The organism is Aerosakkonema funiforme FACHB-1375, assembly GCF_014696265.1.
GTDB classification, from domain to species: Bacteria; Cyanobacteriota; Cyanobacteriia; order Cyanobacteriales; family Aerosakkonemataceae; genus Aerosakkonema; species Aerosakkonema funiforme_A.
Genome location: NZ_JACJPW010000104.1, coordinates 1 through 17624, shown reverse-complemented (window position 1 = coordinate 17624; position 17624 = coordinate 1). Strand labels below are relative to the sequence as shown.

The following is a 17624-nucleotide window of genomic DNA, read 5'->3' as shown; positions in this document are numbered from 1 at the left end:
CGGGGAAGCAGGAGAGCGAGAGAATAAATCTTTTTCCTCTTCTTTTTGACTTTTGACTTTTGACTTTTGACTTTCCCGACGCCCGACGCCGAATTGATAATTTTCGTAACTTCCCACCGCATCGGCTAAAAGTTTCCTTAAGATCTTACACCTATAAGGCTCTCCCGTTAGAAAATCTAGTCTATCTAGAGTTAACAGCTTTCCAAGTTAGCTTTAAAGAGGCAGGATTTTATTTTTGCGAGTCTTGCTATACAAGTAATTCAGCCGTTATATGGCGGTTGGTTATACATTTGCCACTTTATATGCCATCGAGAATGAATAGCACTGGACTGCCACCAAAACAGGGTTTGTACGATCCACAGTTCGAGCGCGATGCCTGCGGGGTTGGGTTCATCGTACACATGAAGGGGAACAAGTCGCACGAGATTGTAGAACAAGCGCTGACGATCCTCTTGAACTTAGACCACCGGGGTGCTTGCGGTTGTGAGGTGAACACGGGTGATGGTGCGGGTATTCTCATACAGGTACCGCACAAGTTTCTTAAGAAAGTTGCCGCAGCGGAAGGGATCGCATTGCCAGAACCGGGTCAGTATGGAGTTGGCACTATCTACTCTTCTCCCGATCTGGCGACGCGCCAGAGAAGTCGGGAGATTTTTACACGGATTGCGGCGGAGGAAGGTCAGCAGGTAATTGGCTGGCGCAATGTACCGACGGATAATTCGTCGTTGGGGGATACGGCGAAATCGAGCGAACCGTTTGTGGAGCAGGTGTTTGTGGAGCGATCGCCGGATATAGTGGATGATGATGCGTTTGAGCGGAAGCTGTATGTAATTCGCAAACGCGCTCACAATGCGATCCGCAAGCCGCCGATCGATCCGTTCTGGTATCCATGCAGCCTTTCCTGTCGTACCCTTGTTTACAAGGGGATGTTGATGCCGGTGCAGGTCGGGCAGTATTATCCCGAACTGCACGATCCGGATATGCAAAGTGCTTTGGCGCTGGTACACTCGCGTTTCAGTACGAATACTTTCCCCAGTTGGGAGAGGGCGCACCCCTATCGCTACATCGCCCACAACGGGGAAATCAACACTTTGCGCGGTAACATCAACTGGATGCACGCACGGCAGTCTCTGTTCGAGTCAGACTTCTTTGGCGAAGATATCAAGAAAATCAAGCCAGTTATCAACATCGATGGTAGCGACTCATTGATTTTCGATAACGCTTTAGAATTGCTAGTGTTGTCAGGTCGATCGCTGCCTCACGCTGTCATGATGATGATCCCGGAACCGTGGACGGCGCATGAGTCGATGAGCGATGAGAAAAAAGCGTTCTACGAATACCACTCCTGCTTGATGGAACCTTGGGATGGCCCAGCTTCGATCGCGTTCACGGATGGTAAATCGATGGGGGCGGTACTCGATCGCAACGGTTTGCGCCCCTCCCGTTACTATGTCACCAAAGACGACCTGGTAATTATGGCTTCGGAAGCTGGGGTGTTGCCAATTGAACCGGAACGAGTAGCTTTGAAGGGTCGCCTGCAACCGGGTCGGATGTTCTTGGTGAACATGGAAGAAGGTCGCATCATCGCCGACGAAGAAATCAAACAGCAAATTGTCACCCAACATCCCTATCGCGAATGGCTAAATAAACATCTGGTAGATCTTTCCGAGTTGAAAGACGCACCGGAATTGTTGGAGAACGAACCCAACACCACGATCCAACGCCAAATAGCTTTCGGTTATACCTTTGAGGAACTGCGACTGCTGCTGACGCCGATGGCGCGGGATGGAGTGGAGGCAGTGGGATCGATGGGTGCGGATACGCCTTTGGCGGTGCTGTCCGATCGGCCTAAACTACTTTACGATTATTTCCAACAACTTTTTGCCCAAGTTACTAACCCGCCGATCGATTCGATTCGGGAAGAGATTATCACTTCGGCAGAAACTACAATTGGCGCGGAACGTAATTTACTTAAACCAGAACCGGAAAGCTGCCACCTAATTAAACTGAAAACGCCAATTCTGACCAATGAAGAACTGGCAAAGCTGAAGTACGTCAATGAAGGCGAATTCAAGTCTGTCACTTTGCCGATACTCTTCGATCCGAAACTAGGTGTGAAGGGACTGGAAACGGCGATCGATCAGATTTGCGAAGGGGCAAACGAAGCGATCTCCAACGGCGCAAATATTATCATTTTGTCCGATCGCGGCATAGATAAAGATAATGCTCCGATTCCGGCATTGCTGGCGGTGGCGGGTTTGCATCACCACCTGATCCGCGAAGGTACGCGAACGCGAGTAGGTATCGTTTTAGAATCTGGAGAACCCCGCGAAGTTCACCATCACGCTACACTGATCGGCTACGGTTGCTGCGCCATCAATCCTTACGTCGCTTTCGAGACCATCGGCGAGATGATCGAGCAAGGTTTGTTGGTGAATGTCGAATACAAGACTGCCTGCAAGAATTACATCAAAGCGGCAACTAAAGGTGTAATAAAAGTAGCATCTAAAATCGGTATTTCTACGATCCAAAGCTATCGGGGAGCGCAGATTTTTGAAGCGATCGGATTGAATAAGGCGGTTATCGATAAATACTTCACTTGGACTGCTTCGCGGATTGAAGGCGCTGATTTAGAGGTAATCGCCAAAGAAGCGATTATGCGACACTCTCACGCCTTCCCAGACCGAGAAGTAAACGGTCACACCTTAGATGTGGGTGGCGACTACCAGTGGCGCAAAGATGGTGAAGCGCATCTGTTAAGTCCGCAGACGATCCATACTTTGCAAAAAGCGGTGCGGGATGGTAGTTACGAAGTTTACAAGCAATACGCAAGTTTGGTGAACGAGCAAGGGCAGAAACACTTTACGCTGCGGGGATTGCTGGAATTCAAGCAACGCGAACCAGTACCGATCGAAGAAGTAGAATCGATCGAATCGATTATGAAGCGCTTCAAAACAGGTGCGATGAGTTACGGTTCGATCTCGAAAGAAGCGCACGAAACGCTAGCGATCGCGATGAACCGCATCGGTGGTAAATCGAATACTGGAGAAGGCGGAGAAGACCCGGAACGCTATACTTGGACGAACGATCGGGGAGACTCGAAAAATAGCGCGATCAAGCAAGTAGCTTCCGGTCGTTTTGGCGTCACCAGCTTGTATTTATCGCAGGCGCGGGAAATCCAAATCAAGATGGCGCAGGGTGCAAAACCCGGTGAAGGTGGTCAGTTACCCGGTGGTAAGGTTTATCCTTGGATCGCGAAGGTGCGCCACTCGACCCCCGGCGTCGGTTTGATTTCGCCACCACCGCACCACGATATTTACTCGATCGAAGACTTAGCCGAATTGATCCACGATTTGAAAAATGCTAATCGCAATGCTCGAATTAGCGTCAAACTGGTATCGGAAGTGGGAGTTGGTACGATCGCGGCAGGTGTTGCCAAAGCGCACGCCGATGTGGTATTGATTTCCGGCTATGACGGTGGTACTGGTGCATCGCCGCAAACTTCGATCAAACACGCGGGGTTGCCTTGGGAGTTGGGACTGGCGGAAACTCACCAAACGCTGGTATTGAATAACCTGCGTAGCCGCATCGTAGTGGAAACCGACGGTCAAATGAAGACGGGTCGGGACGTGGTAATTGCAGCGCTGCTGGGTGCAGAAGAATTCGGCTTTTCCACTGCGCCGTTGGTAACGCTAGGTTGCATTATGATGCGTGTTTGCCACCTAAATACCTGTCCGGTGGGGGTAGCGACGCAAAACCCGGTGTTAAGAAAGAATTTTACCGGAGATCCGGCGCATACGGTGAACTTTATGAAGTTCGTGGCGACAGAAGCGCGGGAAATCATGGCGCAATTGGGATTCCGAAGCTTGGATGAAATGGTCGGTCGCACGGATATACTGGAACCGAAGAAAGCGATCGAGCATTGGAAAGCGAAGAATATCGACCTTTCTAAGATTCTCTACCAGCCGGAAGTTGGCCCAGAAGTCGGTCGCTATTGCCAGATCCCGCAAGATCACGGCTTGGATAAGTCGCTGGATATAACGGTATTGCTGGATTTGTGTAAGAGTGCGATCGAAAATGGCGAAAAAGTAAAAGCTACCCTACCGATTAAAAACGTTAACCGGGTTGTCGGTACAATTCTGGGTAACGAAATTACCAAGCGCCACTGGGAAGGTTTACCGGAAGATACGATCCACCTGCATTTCCAAGGTAGCGCAGGTCAAAGCTTGGGCGCGTTCGTACCCAAAGGAGTCACCATAGAACTGGAAGGCGATGCTAACGACTACGTAGGTAAAGGGCTGTCCGGCGGTAAGATTATCGTTTATCCGCCAGCAGCTTCGACTTTTGTACCGGAAGAAAACATCATCATCGGTAACGTAGCGCTATACGGTGCAACGAAGGGTGAAGTTTATATCAACGGCGTGGCGGGCGAACGCTTCGGCGTCCGCAACTCTGGTGTCAACACCGTTGTAGAAGCAGTGGGGGATCACGGTTGCGAATACATGACAGGCGGTAAAGTCGTGGTGCTGGGTAGTACCGGACGCAACTTTGCCGCCGGGATGAGTGGCGGTGTTGCCTACATTCTGGATGAAAAAGGCGACTTTCCGACACGCTGCAATACTTCGATGGTAGGGTTGGAAAAACTCGAAGAACCCGAAGAAATTGCCGAACTTCGCCAGTTAATTGAAAATCACGTTAACTATACCAAGAGTCAGAAAGCGGCGAAGGTGTTGGCGAACTGGGAGGAAATGCTGCCGAAGTTCGTGAAAGTAATGCCACGCGACTACAAACGGGTGCTAGCGTGTTTGAAAAATGCGTTTGAATCTGGGTTAAGTGGTGACGAAGCACTAACGGCGGCGTTCGAGCAAAATGCTCGTGACGTTGCTCGTATCGGTGGTGGTTGATCTGTTTTGAAACAAGGGGCTTAAAGCCCCTTGTTAAAGTGAGAGAGTGCGTACTTTTACGAGTCACAGATCGAGTTAATCGCGATGCCAAAAAGCGAAGAAAAAGACCCAGAATGGCATTTGGACGAGCCGCGCACCCGGAAGTGGATGGTTCAATGTGTCATTTGCAAAACGATTGGCTATCGTGCAGATGCGCCCAAACAATTCTTCGGTCGTTACCATTTGGTTAAACACTTTAAACAGATGAAACTTGATGCTACTGGTGTTTGTGAGGATTGTCAAAGATTTAAATGAGTAGGAAAAGAAAATTTATTGGTTTTACTTACAAAATCAAATAATAGTGTAATGTGGTTAGGCTAATGAAAAAACTCGATTTTCCTCCTGAGTTAGAACTGTTTATAAATAAGCTTGAAGCAACGGTTAAGCCTTATGTTGAAATCGAAACTCACCTAAGAAGAAACGTGAGTCTGTGGCAAAGTAAATTTGCCGGATTTCCCTACTTACCTAAAAATTTCGATTATCCTAAGACTCCAGAAGGCGATTACCTTTATTTGCTCGCACAAATCAATTTTGCAGAAGTTCCTCACTTGGAAATATTTCCAGATAAAGGAATTCTCCAGTTCTATCTAGCTAGAAACGAATTATACGGTTTTGATTTTAAGAATCCAACGAATCAGACAGGTTTTCGAGTTATTTATTTCCCAAACCCTGACTCGAACGAAGATAACCTAGTTACTAACTTTGATTTTCTTCCGACGGTATGGGAGAATAATCAGCTAGGGGATACGCCTTTTTATGTTTTTCCTTCATATAATCCCCATAAAGATGACTGCTTTGCATTGAATTTCAGTTTAAAATATGCGCCTATTTCAGATTGTGATTATAGATTTGAAGAATTAATAGGAACAGAAATTTGGGAAGTTTTAGAAGAAAATGGTAATGCTATTTGGGATGAATACCGCAATAAATTTGTGGAAGGTCACAAAATCGGAGGTTATCCACACTTTACTCAAAACGATCCTAGAAAATTATTAAATGAAGAGGAGCCATATATCCTGTTGCTACAGATAGATTCTGACGGCAGCGCATTTGAAACAATTTATATTGAATGGGGAGATGTAGGCGTTTGCAACTTTTGGATTAAAGAATCAGATTTGAAGAATCTCGATTTTTCCAAGGTTTTGTACAACTGGGATTGCAGCTAGCGATCGTAGCTTGCTGAAGATATCAAAGCCTACTATGGTTTTCCATTTGAAACATAAATTTAGTTTATTTAAAATACAAAAACCAAAGGATTAGTTGAAATGTCGGATGATTTTGATGCTCCTTTGGAAGATTTTGAGGCTTATGCACCATGAAAATACTACTCGATACCCATACTTTCTTGTGGTTTATCGGAGGTAGTTTGAACCTAAGCGATACGGCACGAAACGGGATCGAAGTCCAATTAACCAGTGGGGACGCCAAAAGTCAATCATTCAATCATTCAAAATTCCTCCCTCTCTCTCTTCCCTTTTAAGATATCTATGTCAAGAAAAGCCAACAATTCGATCGCGATCGCCTTTCGTCAACTACGCGATCCCACCTAGAAAAGTAAGCTTGTTAAAAGTTAATGTAATTACAATCGCAAAATAGCAAGAAGCGCTAAAATAACAGACTCTGGATTAGGTTGAGGGCATAGGGGAAATCAAAATTCAAAATTCAAAATTCCTCTTCCCCTAGCCCCTAGCCCCTATCCCCTATCCCCTATTTCCAAGAGACACGACTATGGGAAAACCAACAGGATTTATCGAATTTCTGCGCGAATTGCCCTCGGAACTCGCCCCGCTCGATCGCGTTCGCAACTGGGACGAATTCCATTTGCATATGCCGGATGACAAGCTTCGCACTCAGGCGGCGCGGTGTATGGACTGCGGTACGCCGTTTTGTCATACGGGAACGGTCATCAGCGGTATGGCTAGCGGCTGTCCGGTGAATAACTTGATCCCGGAATGGAATGACCTTGTGTATCGGGGACTGTGGCGGGAAGCGCTCGATCGCTTGCACAAAACCAACAACTTCCCCGAATTCACCGGGCGCGTGTGTCCCGCACCCTGCGAAGGTTCCTGCGTGTTGGGTATCCACAATCCGCCAGTCACAATTAAAAATATTGAATGTTCGATTATCGATAAAGGTTGGGAGGAAGGTTGGATAACGCCGGAAGCACCCACCAAGCGCACTGGTAAGAGAGTTGCTGTCATTGGTTCTGGCCCAGCCGGACTGGCTGCTGCTGCCCAACTCAATAAAGCGGGTCACTGGGTAACGGTATTTGAACGGGCCGATCGTCCGGGTGGATTGCTCATGTACGGCATCCCTAACATGAAACTGGACAAAGAGCAAGTAGTTCTCCGCCGTCTCAAAGTCTTGGAAGAAGAAGGTGTGAAATTCATCTGCAACACCGAAGTCGGTAAAGACTTTCCCGCCGAAAATCTCCTCAAGGAATTCGATGCCGTCCTACTCTGCACAGGTGCGACTAAGCCGCGCGATTTGCCGATCGAAGGACGCCAGTTAAAGGGCATCTACTTCGCAATGGATTTTCTTACTGCCAATACAAAAGCGATTCTGGATCGAAAACCAGGAGAGGACTTTATCTCTGCGGAAGGCAAAGATGTCGCGATCATCGGTGGTGGCGATACCGGTACTGACTGCGTGGGCACTTCAATTCGCCACGGTTGCAACAGCCTCGTACAAGTAGAAATTCTACCTCAGCCACCGCAAGAACGGGCTGCCAATAACCCCTGGCCGGAGTGGCCCAAAGTTTACAAAATGGACTACGGTCAGGAGGAAGCGGCTGCTAAATTTGGCGGCGACCCCCGCGTCTATCTCACAACAGCCACCAAGTTCGAGGGTGATGAAAACGGTCACGTCAAAGCCATCCACACCGTACAAGTGGACTGGGAGAAAAACGAGAAAGGTCAATTTATCCCCAAACACATCCCCGGTACGGAAAAAGTGATTCCCGCCCAGCTAGTTTTGCTAGCAATGGGTTTCCTTGGCCCAGAACAACCTTTGCTGGACGCCTTGGGACTCGATCGCGATGCCCGCAGCAACGTCAAAGCCGATTATGGCAAATACGCTACCAGTATTCCCGGCGTCTTCGCTGCCGGTGATTGTCGTCGCGGTCAAAGCCTGATTGTCTGGGCGATAAATGAAGGTCGCGGTGCCGCCCGCGAGTGCGATTTGTATCTGATGGGGAGTACCGATTTGCCTTAATTCAGATCTTTAGCGATACAAAGATCCCCGACTTCTTGAAGAAGTCGGGGATCTCAGAAAACTTTATCTAAATGAAAACTGCTCTAAATATTGCCGCCCCCAATTGCCCAGATTGATGATTTTCGCGAAGATAGTTAGCTCCCTAACTTAGTAGCTATTTTCAACAGAAACCCCATCATTCTTAGGTTCTGAGAAGTTCTGATTGAGAGAAGCATCGCGGATAGCTTGCCATAGAGAAAGAAGTTCACCACCGCTTAGATTACTGGTTTTGTAGCGCTCAACAGCACGATCCAATTCTTGCAGAGTCCTGATGGTAGGAATAGTATAGTTAACTTGTGGCATAGAGTAACCTCTACTGATATGACCGATCGAATAGTCAGTCTAAATTAATTATATTGTAATCAGATTCAGCATAAACAGATGAGATAACTTTCTACTGGATTTTTTACGATTCGGAGAGCAAAGCCAAAAAGGTGAAAAGGGAAAAGCTTATACAGTAAGGATTTTCACCGTTTACCCCTCTTTTGCCTAGCGATCGAGTGAGTATCCAATCTTTAACAAAAGTTATAACAATTATTAGTAATTACTTTACTAAGTGTTAATGCTTATCCGTTGTGTAACGATAACTATTTATCCATATTTACCAATGACTTGAACCGAATGTAGGTTAGTGAAGAGAGACTGTAAATATTCAGATATTTTCTGTATATTAAATTATGGTTAGGTTTGTAAGCTTTTTATTGTGATTTATTAAGTAATGCTTCAAAGCCAGATTTAACAAATTAAACCACCAAGCCATCTTTGACATGAATCGTGCGGTGAGTTTGGGCAGCAATGTCCGGTTCGTGGGTAACAATAACTATGGTGATGCCTTGATTGTTCAAATCTGTCAGTAACTCCATTACTTCGTAAGAGGTTTGAGTATCTAAAGCACCTGTAGGTTCGTCCGCTAGAACAAGGGCAGGACGGTTGACAAGAGCGCGGGCGATCGCTACCCTTTGTTGTTGTCCCCCAGATAGCTGACTGGGACGGTTGAAAAACCTTTGGCCTAAACCAACTCGACTCAGCGCTTCCTCCGCACGCCGACGACGTTGAAATTTGGAAATGCCTGCATAAATCATCGGCAACATCACATTTTCTAAAGCTGTGGCGCGGGGGAGGAGGTTGAACTGCTGAAACACAAAACCAATCCGCTGATTGCGTATATAAGCCAACTCATCATTATTGAGCGTTGTCAGGTTTCTGCCTTCTAGAAAATAATATCCATCAGTAGGACGATCGAGGCACCCCAAAATATTCATCAAAGTAGATTTGCCAGAACCGGATGCGCCCATAATAGCGACATACTCGCCTTCTTCAATAGCGAGATCGATTCCTTTGAGAATAGGCACCTCGACCTCTCCCAAACGGTAGGTTTTTCTGATAGCTTCCATCCAAATCATCGTTGCCATAAACAAAACAAAAATTAAAAAGTTTCTAAATCTTGCTGTTTCAATACAAAGTAAAGAATCTCTGTACCATTAACGCAAACAGACCGATCGGACTTCATACCGATCTTTTGTAAGACTTTAACGGATGCTAAGTTGGGTTTATCTACGCTAGCAATAACGCGCTGAAAACCAAGGTTTGCGAACGCATACTTGCTTGCTGCAAGCGCTACTTCCGTTCCCAACCCCTGACACCAATAGTTCGATTTAATTCCGTACAAAAGTTCTGGTTCTGATGATTCATCCGGGACGCGATAACCGCAAAATCCAATAAAATTATCGCTTTGTTTGGCAAAAACTAACCACAGACCGAAGTTATATTTGGCAAAAGATTCTCCGCTCTTGATAATTTCGTTTTCTGTCCAATCTCGCGAGACGATGCGATCGTCAAACAGGTATCTCCGGATATGTCGATCGATCCACAAATTATGCAATCGATCTCGATCTGTTAGCTCAACAGGTCGCCAGGTCAGGCGCGTTGTTTCAATGTGTAGGTTTGGCATAGTTCTTATATGATTGCTTTAATCGCTTCTCAGTGCCGCAATTGGATCGAGCCTTGCCGCATTTCGAGCGGGTATAACTCCAGCTATCAGTCCTACAGTAATAGCGAGGACGAGTCCGGCGACAGCTGACCAGACAGAAAGCACAAAGGGAAATTTAAATACATTAGCAATTGCAAAAGTAAGACTAATGCCGATAATAATACCCAAAGCTCCTCCCGCCAGAGAAACCAGTACTGCCTCAGCCAGAAATTGACTCAAAATAGCCCTGTTAGTAGCTCCCACAGCTTTGCGAATACCAATTTCGCGAGTGCGTTCCACCACAGAAACTAACATAATGTTAGCAATCCCAATCCCGCCGACGATTAAAGAAATACCTGCGATCGCACCGATCAAAACAGTGAATAATCCCACCACGCTGCTAAAAGCATTGATAATATCTATCTGATTGCTGATGCGAAAATCATCCGGTTCTGGCGGATAAATATTGTGCCGAATTCGTAACAAGTTTGTAACTTGAAACTGGGCAGCTTCCAGGTCGATTTGATCTTTCGCTTTCAGCCACAAACCGTTAATAGCAGTGCCATTAATGGCATTGTTGCCCACAATTCGACGGGACATATTAGTGAGGGGAATATAAACTCGATCGTCCTGATCCTGTCCGCCAACCGAGCCTTTCGACTCCATTACCCCAATCACAGTGTAGCGTCCGCTCTGAACCCGCACGGTGGAACCGACGGCAGGTTGTCCACTGGGAAACAAATCGTTCCGCACCTTGCTACCTAAGACCACAACAGGTTCCGCTTTGTCAAGGTCGTCTTGACTGAAAAATTGCCCTTCCTGGGGATGAATTTCTTTGACATCGGGATAGCTCAAATCAACTCCCAGAATGAAAGTGGAAACGTTGCGATCGCCATACACCACCTGTCCCGATCTCTGCAAGTAAGCAGTTACACCAGTAGCTGCCGGTACTTGTTTGGCGATCGCTTGGGCATCCTCCCAAGTCAGCGTACCTGCCGAACCCGCACCCTGACTGATACCCCCATACCGCGCCGCTCCCGCCAACACCAACATCACATTTGTTCCCAAAGCTTGGATCTGTTGCTCCGTCGCCTTCTGGACTCCCTGTCCGACCGATGTCACCATGATGACCGAGGCAATACCGATAATTACGCCCAGCATCGTCAAACTCGTCCGGAGGCGATTGCTCCACAACGCCTCCACTGCCATTGTCAGCACCTCAAACAGAGAAATTTCGGTCGGATGAATTCGACCCAAATTTCCGGCTTTCCTCTCAAATTGCTGCCTTCTACCCTCTGTCTTCATATTAAAAGCCCCCTCTACCTCCTCTACCTCCTCCTGGCGGCCCCATTCCCGGCATTAATGAAGGTGTCCTAGTTTGGGGTCTTCCTTGGGGAAAGCTAATTAAAACTTGTTCTCCTTCTTCCAGTCCAGACACAACCACCGTCTTATTCTCCACTGTTTGTCCAGTTGCGATCGGCTTAAATCGCGGTCTGCCTCTTTCTGGGTTTAACACATACACACCAGTTCCTTGCTCTTGGCGCACAATCGCCACAGTGGGAACCACTAAAGCGTTGTTCAACGTGCCAACCTCAAACACCACGTTGGCGTTCATCCCCGCACGCAGCAAGTTTTCCGGGTCATCGATCGAGGTTTTCACCTCAAAGTTGGTCACGTTTTGCTCCACGGTAGACTGGGTGGCAACTTGGGTAACTTTGCCCTTAAATGTCTTACCTGGATAGGCATCAATTTCAATTGTGACGTTTTGCCCGACTTTAATTTGCGGGATGCTGGTTTCTGCAACCTTAGCAACGATCTGATTTTGAGATGCTAAGGCCAAGATAGATGATGAGGTAGCTGAAGAAACCGAACTGCTGGAAGTAGTTGGGGTGACAAACGAACCCGGATCGGCAAATTTGCGAGTTACAACGCCGCTGAAGGGAGCGCGAATCACGGTATCGTTAACCTGTGCGCGAATGGTCTGCATAGCGCCTTCAGCGCTCATCACTTGGGCGCGTGCTTGCGTAATTTCTTCCGGACGTGTACCAGCACGTTGCAGGTTGAGGGCTTCTTGTGCTTGTTTGACTTGGGCGCGTGCTTGCGTAATTTCTTCGGTACGAGTGCCCGATTTTACTAAATCTAGTGCTTCTTGTGCTTTTTTCACCTCGGCGCGTGCTTGGGTAATTTCTTCCGGACGAGTGCCCGCTTTTACCAAAGCGAGTGCTTCTTGCGCTTGTTTGACCTCGGCGCGTGCTTGGGCAATTTCTTCCGGACGGCTACCCGATCTCGCTAGATTAAGAGCTTCCTGTGCTTGTTTAACCTCGGCGCGTGCCTGGGCAATCTCTTCCGGACGAGTGCCCGATTTTACCAGATTAAGACCTTCCTGTGCTTGTTTGACTTGGGCTTTGGCGGTGTCGTAGGAACTACGGGAAGCTTCCACCTCACGTAGAGCGATCGCACCCGCTGTATATAATTGTTTGTTTTGATTAAAAGTAAGTTCTGCCTGTCGTAAGTTAGCTTGTGCCGATGTTAGTTGCGCTTCTGCTTGGGCAATTTCTTGAGGGCGATTCCCTGCCAAAAGCCGATCGAGATTTGCTTGTGCCGATGCTAACTGCGCTTCTGCTTGGCCAATTTCTTGAGGGCGATTGCCTGCCAAAAGTCGATCGAGATTTGCTTGCGCCGATGTTAACTGCGCTTCTGCTTGGCCGATTTCTTGGGGGCGATTGCCTGCCAAAAGCCGATCGAGATTTGCTTGCGCCGATGTTAACTGCGCTTCTGCTTGACCGATTTCTTGAGGACGATTGCCTGCCAAAAGCCGATCGAGATTTGCTTGCGTCGATGTTAACTGCGCTTCTGCTTGCGCGATTTCTTGAGGACGATTGCCTGCCAAAAGCCGATCCAGATTTGCTTGCGCCGATGTTAGTTGCGCTTTAGCTTGAGTCATTTGCCCTTGCAGGTTGGAATCATCCATGTATGCTAAGATTTGTCCTGCCTCCACGCGATCGCCTTCCTTCACCAGCAACTGCTTCAACACGCCAGAGTTCTTAGGACTCATGTTCACTGCTCGTTCTGGTTGCACAGTTCCATTAGCGGAGATCGAAATCGGTAAATTGACTCGTTCCACAGAAACCGTCTGCATCCGACGTCTCGCTTCTTGGCGCGGTGCATTTGTCAGTTGAACGTAAACGAGGTATCCTCCGCCTGCCAATGCCCCAAGAACGATTAATCCAACGAGCCATTTAACGATCGAACTCTTTTTAACAGGGCCTTGCGGAGAAGGCTTTAAAGTAACCTCTGGCGGTGAATCGAGTTTCATCCTCCCTTGCCTTACCCAATTGCTGTGGATGGTTTCTCTAGGATATCGATTTGGATTTGCCTCTGTTTTCCCAACACCGTTAGATTAAAAAGAATAGTAGATTGGGTTCGAGTAAGAAATCTGTGTTCATCTGTGTTTATCTTTTTTCATCTGTGGTTAAATTTTAACCAACTCAACCCAAGCTACTTTAATTTGAGCGATCCGAAAAGTATCTTTGAGGAGATTTAGCCACAGATATTTACAGATAAACACAGATGAACGCAGATGTCGATTTTTCGGATAAGCTCTTAGCGTCACTAAGACTGAGGTTGTTGAGGACGTTGAGGTCTTTGCTGACGCATTTGTTCGAGTTGTTGCCGCTGTTCGGGGGTCAAAACAGCTTCCATTCTTTTCTTGGCGTCCTCCCGAATTGTTCTCATTCTCGTTTTTTGATCTTCAGTTAAATTTATACTGGGACGCTGACGTTGTTCTCTGGCAGTACGCATTTGTTCTCGTTGTTCTGCTGTCAAGATGGCATCCATCTGCTGGCGAGTAGACTCATGAATTTGTCTGAGTTGGTCTTTTTGAGCATCAGTCAGCCCGGAGATAGCTGCAAAACCTCTGCCTCCACGTCGCCTCGCACCTTCCGGTTTACTGTTGGGTTGCGATGAATCTTGTGCTACCAGGTCGGACTGATTGGCTGCTACTTTGTTGGGAGCCATAAAACCGGAAGCCCCCATTAAAAGTGTAACCGCAGATAAAACTAACAGTCCTCGATTAATCCGCATGACGATCTCCTTGTCTTGAGAATGGGTAGATGTCTATGTTTTTTATTTAAATCTGCCAAAATGACAACAAACTGATTTTCTGGATTACAGTTTTGTAATTTTTCTAGGTAGAGATCGGAAGTAGAATAAAGGTTTATGCACGTCCTGTTCGTTGAAGATGAGGTAAAAATAGCTAACTTTGTCCGCACAGGTTTGAAAGAGCAGGGTTTCGTGGTTGATTATTGCGATAACGGCAACGAAGGCTATGTTCGCGCTACGGAAAATCAATACGATGCGATCGTGCTTGATATCATGGTGCCTGGGAAGGATGGACTGACTATCCTCAAAAGTCTGCGTTTGGCAGGTAACAACGTCCCAGTCATTTTGCTTACAGCTCGCAATGAACTGGATGACCGAATTGTCGGTCTGAATCTCGGTGCGGATGACTATTTAGCGAAACCGTTTTTTGTGGAGGAGTTGGTTGCTCGCATTCATGCCGTGGTGCGTCGAACTTCTGGCGATCGGCAAAATTTGCTTTGTCTTGGGCCAATTAAACTCGATCGCATCGCACGGGAAGTCACCTGCAACGATATTACCGTAGAATTAACTACTCGCGAGTTTAACCTGCTGGAATACCTCATGCGCTCTCCCGGACGAGTTTTTACTCGCACGCAAATCTTGGAACACGTTTGGGGGTACGATTTCAATCCCAATACTAATGTGGTTGATGTCTGCATTCAAAGGATACGCAAAAAGATAGACCCCGTTGAAGGATCGAGTTGGATCGAAAGCGTGCGGGGAGTTGGGTATCGTTTTCGCAAATTAGAATCTTGATTGTGGGACTCCGTTCTTTTCGGCTCCGAATCGCCTTACTATCGGCTACCCTAGCTGGTAGCACCCTCGTGGGATTTGCCGGAATTTCCTGGTGGTTAATTTACGATGCCAAGGTAAGCCGCCTAGACGCGGAACTGGAAACCCAACTGTTGATGGCTGTACGTCCGCGAGTGCAAACTAATTGGCAAGCTTACGAAACTTCTTTACATTTTGCGTTTGGCAGTAACTCACAAACGCCTATTACGATAAAAGCTGAAAGTAACAACGGAGAAATCCTGTATCAGTCAAGTGAGTGGTCTGGGGATCTCAATCTGAAATCCTTGTTGCCATTCCGTCCGTACCAGTTACTTCCACCAGTTCCGACCTTCAATAAAAAAAGCCCAATATCTCGTCGCATTCAGCCGCCGAAGTTATCCCAATTTACAACTCAGCACACAAAAAACGGTATTTGGCGTGTAGGTGCGATCGCTTTTCCCCGCCACAGTGTTGCGATCGCTGTTAGTTTAAATGGTATCGATCGAGAAATGGCGACGATCCGCAATGTCTTCTTGATTTCGATACCTATCTTACTGCTCCTGGTTCTTGGTGGTGCGTGGGGTCTGTCTGGCAGTACCTTATGTTCCATCCAACAGTTAACTGCTGCCATTGCACAAGTTACGGTCAAAGGACTCGATCGAAGAGTTCCGATCGGTGCAACGGATGTAGAATTTCTAGAGTTGATTCAGGTGTTTAACCAAATGTTGGAACGCCTGGAACGCAGTTTTAAGCAAGCTTCTCGCTTCAGTGCGGATGCCGCCCACGAACTTAAGACACCTCTAGCTATTTTGCAAGGTGAACTGGAACGAACTCTGCAACAAGTTGAAGCTGAATCGGATGTGCAGCAAAGTTTAAGCAGCTTGTTAGATGAGGTGCGCCGTCTCAGCGGAATTGTGCGGAAACTGCTGCTGCTGTCTTTGGCAGATGCCGGACAGATGAGTCTGCATCGGGTGGAAGTAGATTTGTCCGATTTATTAAACGAGATGCTGGAGGATATCGAACTGCTGGCACCACATCTGGAGGTACAAACGGAAATTCTACCCGGATTGAAGGTGCAAGGCGATCGCGACTTACTGGTTCAAGTATTGCAAAATCTCATCGGTAATGCTATTAAGTACAATCTTCCAGATGGTTGGATCGAGATTAACGCCTACCGTCAGGCAAATGTTGTGTTGGTGACCATTACCAACAGTTCTAAGGATATTCCTGAGTCCGATCGCGATCGCGTATTCGATCGGTTCCATCGTGGCGACCCCGCCCGAACGCGCAAAGTAGAGGGAACAGGACTGGGACTGAGTTTAGCGCGGGAAATCGCACGCGCACACAAAGGTGAACTGACGCTCGATCCAACGCCATCCGGTCAGACTGCTTTTACCTTGACCTTACCGAGTGAGGTTATCCCTCGTCACGGCGTCAGCTCGATCGGGGCGTCTTAGAGCCAAAAGGTTTGTCCCAAATTGCCTATAATATATAGAAGGCGGCAAGTGTAGAGCGCCACCGTGCGATCGGCAGTTTTAACTCTTAAATACCGAACTTAACAAAAAGTAACAGCGAACCGAGCAGTATTTTTTGCTTGTAACGCCTTCAATGTTTGGCTTTGAGAGCCTTCATAAGGTAGCAGCGCCTGGAATCGGACTTCAGCCCAAAAAAATTTTTGATTTTCTCACACACAACTGGAATAAATCTGCTATCTTGGTAAAGCGTCGAAAAAAACAGAGCTATTACTTTGTGTTTTAAAACGCACCGAACCTAGACATAAAAATAGTTTAAAAGCAAGCTTTGCAGTAGCTTTGTAACTGTTGGTTGATTTTACGTAGGGATAGTGTATTTATGCTTAGCCTAGAGGTAATTTTGGCTGGAATAAAAGTGTAGTCATAACCTCCTCTGGGAAAGGCAAATGCTTTTGATGTCAAGAGCGACAAGCTCTAGCTTTCAAAAACCCGAACTAAACAAAACTAAACCGTTTGGCAGCGAAAAGCCTTTGCTTTTAAACGATAAACTCTAAAATTACAGGTGTAGTGTAAGCGATTTTCAAAAGTGCTCTGAAACCAAAAAAAAAGCAAAAAAAAATTGATTTCACCACTAGACATTCGCGAAAAACCTGTTATATTAGAGAAGTGGCGAGAGAGAAGTCGAAAAGACAAATCAAACGCCGAGCAGAACCTAGAAAAATAAATAGTTTGGAAGCCAAATTAAACTATCCAATCCTCGTCAAAAGTTCTTAGAAAAGAACTGTTTAGCTTTTTAAAGCTAAACAAAAAACGATAATAGGATTCCAAAACTTTTAATTGCATAATTTAAAAGTTTTGAGAGCTACAAACTCTTAAGTCAATAAAAATGACTACAAAACGGAGAGTTTGATCCTGGCTCAGGATGAACGCTGGCGGTATGCTTAACACATGCAAGTCGAACGGGGGTAGCAATACCCTAGTGGCGGACGGGTGAGTAACGCGTGAGAATCTAGCTTCAGGTCGGGGATAACAGAGGGAAACCGCTGCTAATACCGGATGAACCTACGGGTGAAAGAT

12 protein-coding genes and 1 rRNA gene are annotated in these 17624 nt (G+C 46.9%); 7 read left to right on the top strand and 6 right to left on the bottom strand.

What is annotated here, in order from left to right; translation table 11 throughout:
* The first annotated feature begins 314 nt into the window (after nt 1-314).
* The 4 genes from gltB (at nt 315) to gltD (ending at nt 8156) form a co-directional block, all read left to right on the top strand.
* The gene (gene gltB / locus H6G03_RS29175; protein WP_190472617.1) at nt 315-4904 is read left to right on the top strand and encodes a glutamate synthase large subunit; all 4590 of its coding nucleotides are present in this window, start codon (nt 315-317) and stop codon (nt 4902-4904) included.
* A gap of 84 nt (nt 4905-4988) precedes the next feature.
* Nucleotides 4989-5198 (top strand): hypothetical protein, encoded by a 210-nt coding sequence (locus tag H6G03_RS29170; RefSeq protein WP_190472612.1) that lies wholly within the window; start codon nt 4989-4991, stop codon nt 5196-5198.
* A gap of 65 nt (nt 5199-5263) precedes the next feature.
* Entirely contained in the window at nt 5264-6109 is an 846-nt protein-coding gene (locus tag H6G03_RS29165) for a YwqG family protein (RefSeq protein WP_190472610.1), read from the top strand.
* Between the two features lie 562 nt (nt 6110-6671).
* Nucleotides 6672-8156: a glutamate synthase small subunit gene (gltD, locus tag H6G03_RS29160; RefSeq protein WP_190472607.1), complete on the top strand. Its 1485-nt coding sequence runs from the start codon at nt 6672-6674 to the stop codon at nt 8154-8156.
* Between the two features lie 147 nt (nt 8157-8303).
* On the opposite strand, the gene H6G03_RS29155 is transcribed toward gltD, so the two are convergent.
* The 6 genes from H6G03_RS29155 to H6G03_RS29130 form a co-directional block, all read right to left on the bottom strand.
* Nucleotides 8304-8498, bottom strand: coding sequence for a hypothetical protein (locus H6G03_RS29155; RefSeq protein ID WP_190472604.1), 195 nt, complete (start codon nt 8496-8498; stop codon nt 8304-8306).
* A 440-nt stretch (nt 8499-8938) separates the two neighbouring features.
* On the bottom strand, nt 8939-9607 hold the full coding sequence (locus H6G03_RS29150; RefSeq protein WP_277926389.1) for an ABC transporter ATP-binding protein: 669 nt from the start codon (nt 9605-9607) through the stop codon (nt 8939-8941).
* 14 nt (nt 9608-9621) lie between these two features.
* A complete protein-coding gene (locus tag H6G03_RS29145) occupies nt 9622-10146 on the bottom strand; it encodes a GNAT family N-acetyltransferase (RefSeq protein WP_190472601.1) in 525 nt (174 codons plus the stop codon).
* 18 nt (nt 10147-10164) lie between these two features.
* Complete coding sequence (locus tag H6G03_RS29140) at nt 10165-11373, bottom strand: ABC transporter permease (RefSeq protein ID WP_456057592.1); 1209 nt, start codon at nt 11371-11373, stop codon at nt 10165-10167.
* Nucleotides 11374-11470: 97 nt separating this feature from the next.
* Nucleotides 11471-13480 (bottom strand): efflux RND transporter periplasmic adaptor subunit, encoded by a 2010-nt coding sequence (locus H6G03_RS29135; protein ID WP_190472596.1) that lies wholly within the window; start codon nt 13478-13480, stop codon nt 11471-11473.
* A gap of 296 nt (nt 13481-13776) precedes the next feature.
* Nucleotides 13777-14247 (bottom strand): Spy/CpxP family protein refolding chaperone, encoded by a 471-nt coding sequence (locus tag H6G03_RS29130; protein WP_190472594.1) that lies wholly within the window; start codon nt 14245-14247, stop codon nt 13777-13779.
* A 135-nt stretch (nt 14248-14382) separates the two neighbouring features.
* Between H6G03_RS29130 and H6G03_RS29125 the strand changes: the two genes are divergently transcribed.
* The 3 genes from H6G03_RS29125 to H6G03_RS29115 form a co-directional block, all read left to right on the top strand.
* Complete coding sequence (locus tag H6G03_RS29125; RefSeq protein WP_190472591.1) at nt 14383-15060, top strand: response regulator transcription factor; 678 nt, start codon at nt 14383-14385, stop codon at nt 15058-15060.
* A complete protein-coding gene (locus tag H6G03_RS29120) occupies nt 15060-16532 on the top strand; it encodes an ATP-binding protein (protein WP_190472646.1) in 1473 nt (490 codons plus the stop codon). The genes H6G03_RS29125 and H6G03_RS29120 overlap by 1 nt, the downstream gene beginning before the upstream one ends.
* A 909-nt stretch (nt 16533-17441) precedes the next feature.
* Nucleotides 17442-17624 (top strand): 16S ribosomal RNA (locus H6G03_RS29115); the annotation flags it as partial.

Coding starts and splice junctions, on each gene's coding strand:
- gltB (WP_190472617.1), top strand. CDS start 315: ATGAATAGCACTGGACTGCCACCAAAACAGGGTTTGTACGATCCACAG.
- H6G03_RS29170 (WP_190472612.1), top strand. CDS start 4,989: ATGCCAAAAAGCGAAGAAAAAGACCCAGAATGGCATTTGGACGAGCCG.
- H6G03_RS29165 (WP_190472610.1), top strand. CDS start 5,264: ATGAAAAAACTCGATTTTCCTCCTGAGTTAGAACTGTTTATAAATAAG.
- gltD (WP_190472607.1), top strand. CDS start 6,672: ATGGGAAAACCAACAGGATTTATCGAATTTCTGCGCGAATTGCCCTCG.
- H6G03_RS29155 (WP_190472604.1), bottom strand. CDS start 8,498: ATGCCACAAGTTAACTATACTATTCCTACCATCAGGACTCTGCAAGAA.
- H6G03_RS29150 (WP_277926389.1), bottom strand. CDS start 9,607: ATGGCAACGATGATTTGGATGGAAGCTATCAGAAAAACCTACCGTTTG.
- H6G03_RS29145 (WP_190472601.1), bottom strand. CDS start 10,146: ATGCCAAACCTACACATTGAAACAACGCGCCTGACCTGGCGACCTGTT.
- H6G03_RS29140 (WP_456057592.1), bottom strand. CDS start 11,373: ATGGCAGTGGAGGCGTTGTGGAGCAATCGCCTCCGGACGAGTTTGACG.
- H6G03_RS29135 (WP_190472596.1), bottom strand. CDS start 13,480: ATGAAACTCGATTCACCGCCAGAGGTTACTTTAAAGCCTTCTCCGCAA.
- H6G03_RS29130 (WP_190472594.1), bottom strand. CDS start 14,247: ATGCGGATTAATCGAGGACTGTTAGTTTTATCTGCGGTTACACTTTTA.
- H6G03_RS29125 (WP_190472591.1), top strand. CDS start 14,383: ATGCACGTCCTGTTCGTTGAAGATGAGGTAAAAATAGCTAACTTTGTC.